Here is a 3,414-nt window from a genome sequence, read left to right on the forward strand (position 1 = left end):
GTACGCCGGAGGGGTGAGGCCGGTCACCCCGCCCGAACGATCACCGGAGTGATCAGAGGTTCGGGTACAGCGGGTACTTGTCGGCCAGGGCGGTGACCCGGGCCTTCAGCGCGGCGGCGACGGTCTCGTCGAAGGCGGGCTTGAGCGCCTCGGCGATGATGTCGGCGACCTCGCGGAAGTCCTCGGCCTGGAAGCCGCGGGTGGCCAGGGCCGGGGTGCCGATGCGCAGGCCCGAGGTGACCATCGGCGGGCGCGGGTCGTTCGGGATCGCGTTGCGGTTGACGGTGATGCCGACCTCGTGCAGGCGGTCCTCGGCCTGCTGGCCGTCGAGCTGGCTGTTGCGCAGGTCGACCAGGACCAGGTGGACGTCGGTGCCGCCGGAGAGCACGCTGGCGCCGGCCTCGGCCACGTCGGCCTGGAGCAGGCGCTCGGCGAGGATGCGGGCGCCGTCCAGGGTGCGCTGCTGGCGCTCCTTGAACTCCTCCGAGGCCGCGACCTTGAAGGCGACCGCCTTGCCGGCGATCACGTGCTCCAGCGGGCCGCCCTGCTGGCCGGGGAAGACCGCGGAGTTGATCTTCTTGGCGTACTCGGCCTTGGACAGGATGACGCCGCCGCGCGGGCCGCCCAGGGTCTTGTGGGTGGTGGTGGTGACCACGTCCGCGTACGGCACCGGGTTCGGGTGCAGCCCGGCGGCCACCAGGCCGGCGAAGTGCGCCATGTCCACCATGAGCAGCGCGCCGACCTCGTCGGCGATCCGGCGGAACGCGGCGAAGTCGAGCTGGCGCGGGTAGGCCGACCAGCCGGCGATGATCAGCTTCGGCTGGTGCTCCTTGGCGAGGCGCTCGACCTCGGCCATGTCGACCTGGCCGGTCTTCTCGTCCACGTGGTACGCGGCCACGTTGTAGAGCTTGCCGGAGAAGTTGATCTTCATGCCGTGGGTCAGGTGACCGCCGTGGGCCAGGCTCAGGCCCAGGATGGTGTCACCCGGCTGGATCAGCGCGAACATCGCGGCGGCGTTGGCCTGCGCGCCGGAGTGCGGCTGGACGTTGGCGTGCTCGGCGCCGAACAGTGCCTTGATGCGGTCGATCGCGATCTGCTCGACCACGTCGACGTGCTCGCAGCCGCCGTAGTAGCGGCGGCCGGGGTAGCCCTCCGCGTACTTGTTGGTCAGCACCGAGCCCTGGGCCTCCATGACCGCCACCGGGGCGAAGTTCTCGGAGGCGATCATCTCCAGGGTGGTCTGCTGGCGGTGCAGCTCGGCGTCGACCGCGGCGGCGATCTCCGGGTCGAGGGCGTGCAGGGACTGGTTGAGAACCGTCATGGTGTGGTCTTCCCGGGAGGAGGAGGGAAAGGGGCCGGGGCGGGGCGGACCGCCGTGCGCGGCCCGTCCCGTCGGGTGGCTCAGCCCTGGGGGTTGATGAGCGCGTCGTACTCGTCGGCGCTGAGCAGCTCGTCGGTGGCCTCGACGCGCACCTTGAACAGCCAGGCGTTCCCGAACGGGTCCGCGTTCACGGAGGCCGGGTCGTCGATGACGTCCTGGTTGATCTCGGTGACCTCGCCGGTCACCGGGGAGTACAGGTCGCTGACCGACTTGGTGGACTCCAGCTCGCCACAGGTCTCGCCGGCGGTCACGGTCTCGCCGACCTCGGGCAGCTGCACGTAGACGATGTCACCGAGGGCGGTGGCGGCGTGCTCCGTGATGCCGACCGTGGAGACACCGTCCGCGGCCGCGGTCAGCCACTCGTGCTCCTTGGTGTACTGCAGGTGCTGGGGGTTGCTCATGGCGTCATTCTCCAGGATGGGAAGCGGGTACGACGAAGCGGGCCGCCGCGCGGACGGCCGCGACGTGCGCAAACGGAAAAACGGGGGCCCCGGCGAAGGCTCAGCGGGCGCGCTTGTAGAACGGCAGCGCCACGACCTGGACGGGCTCGTGCTTGCCGCGCACGTCCACCGCGACGGTGGTGCCGGGGACGGCGTGGGCGGCGTCGACGTAGGCCATCGCGATCGGCTTGCCCAGGGTCGGGGACGGCGCGCCGGAGGTGATCCGGCCGATCGGCTCGCCCTCGGTGGAGACCACGGTGTACTCGGCGCGCGGCACCCGCTTGCCCTCGGAGACCAGGCCGACCAGCACCTTGGGCGGGTTGGTCTCGGCCGCGGCGGCGGCCTGCTCCAGCGCCTTGCGGCCGATGAAGGCGCCCTCGTTGGTGGTCTTGTCGAAGCGGACGACCCGGCCCAGGCCGGCGTCGAACGGGGTGAGGTCGGTGGACAGCTCGTGCCCGTACAGCGGCATGCCGGCCTCCAGGCGCAGCGTGTCGCGGCAGGACAGGCCGCACGGGATCAGGCCGTGGCCCTCGCCCGCGGCGGTCAGCGCCTGCCAGACCGGCTCGGCGTCGGCCGGCCGGCAGAAGATCTCGAAGCCGTCCTCACCGGTGTAGCCGGTGCGGGCGAGCAGCACGTCGCGGTCGGCCACCCGGGCCGGGAGGATCGCGTAGTACTTCAGGCCGGGCAGGTCGGCGTCGGTGGTCTTCGCCAGGATGCCGGTGGCCTCCGGGCCCTGGACGGCGATCAGCGCGTAGGTGTCGCGGTCGTCGGTGACGACGGCGTCGAAGCCCTTGGCGCGGGCGATCAGCTCGTCGAGGACCAGCTGGGCGTTGGAGGCGTTGGCGACGACCAGGAAGGCGTCCTCGCGCAGGCGGTAGACGATCAGGTCGTCCAGGATGCCGCCGTCCTCGGCGCAGATCATGGTGTAGCGGGCGCGCAGCACGCCCAGCGCGGAGACGAAGCCGACCAGCGCGTGGTCCAGCATCTCGCCCGCCTGCGGGCCGGTGACGGTGATCTCGCCCATGTGCGAGAGGTCGAACAGGCCGGCCTGGGTGCGGACCGCGAGGTGCTCCTCGCGCTCGCTGCCGTAGCGCAGCGGCATGTCCCAGCCGGCGAAGTCGGTCATGGTCGCGCCGAGGGCGCGGTGCAGCGCGTCGAGCGCGGTCAGGCGGAGGGACGACATGGCCAGGAACTCCTCGGTCGGGGCACTCAGGGGTGCACGCGCCGGACCGGACCCGCTCGGGTTCGACCCTGCGCGCGGGCATGCGGCGGCGTGGGTCTCCCCATCTGTCGTCGAACCTGAGAGCTTCACCGCCCACCGCCCGCAGCTGTTTCCAGCTTGGGGGACAGCATGACGGCTTGCACCGTGGGTGGGCGCACGACAGGGCCGGGCGCCGCTTTCCAGATGTGCCTAACCCGTGCGGTAGGGGTGCCTGAGAGATTCCGGGGAGGACTTGCTCCTTCGGCGCCGGCTGTGCCTGAACGGCACTCCGGGCTCTCCCGCGCGGGTTCGAGCGGCCGGTATGGAGTTGTGGGGGCCCGCGGCGCATGCCGTCGGACGGGCACATCATGGCACGTCCGGGACGGCGAGGG

Annotated in this window: 3 protein-coding genes and 1 riboswitch; all 3 genes read right to left on the reverse strand. The window is 71.6% G+C overall.

The genetic code is table 11. From position 1 onward, the window contains the following. Positions 1 to 52: 52 nt before the first annotated feature. Entirely contained in the window at positions 53 to 1,321 is a 1,269-nt protein-coding gene (gene glyA / locus ACIQOV_RS33470; protein WP_380538134.1) for a serine hydroxymethyltransferase, read from the reverse strand. A gap of 80 nt (positions 1,322 to 1,401) precedes the next feature. Beyond that, positions 1,402 to 1,782 (reverse strand): glycine cleavage system protein GcvH, encoded by a 381-nt coding sequence (gcvH, locus tag ACIQOV_RS33475; protein ID WP_359901485.1) that lies wholly within the window; start codon positions 1,780 to 1,782, stop codon positions 1,402 to 1,404. 100 nt (positions 1,783 to 1,882) lie between these two features. After that, on the reverse strand, positions 1,883 to 3,004 hold the full coding sequence (gene gcvT, locus ACIQOV_RS33480; RefSeq protein ID WP_401054521.1) for a glycine cleavage system aminomethyltransferase GcvT: 1,122 nt from the start codon (positions 3,002 to 3,004) through the stop codon (positions 1,883 to 1,885). Positions 3,005 to 3,232: 228 nt separating this feature from the next. Beyond that, positions 3,233 to 3,334: riboswitch (glycine riboswitch) on the reverse strand. Positions 3,335 to 3,414: the final 80 nt, after the last annotated feature.

The organism is Kitasatospora sp. NPDC091257 (assembly GCF_044757675.1).
GTDB classification, from domain to species: Bacteria; Actinomycetota; Actinomycetes; order Streptomycetales; family Streptomycetaceae; genus Kitasatospora; species Kitasatospora lactacystinica.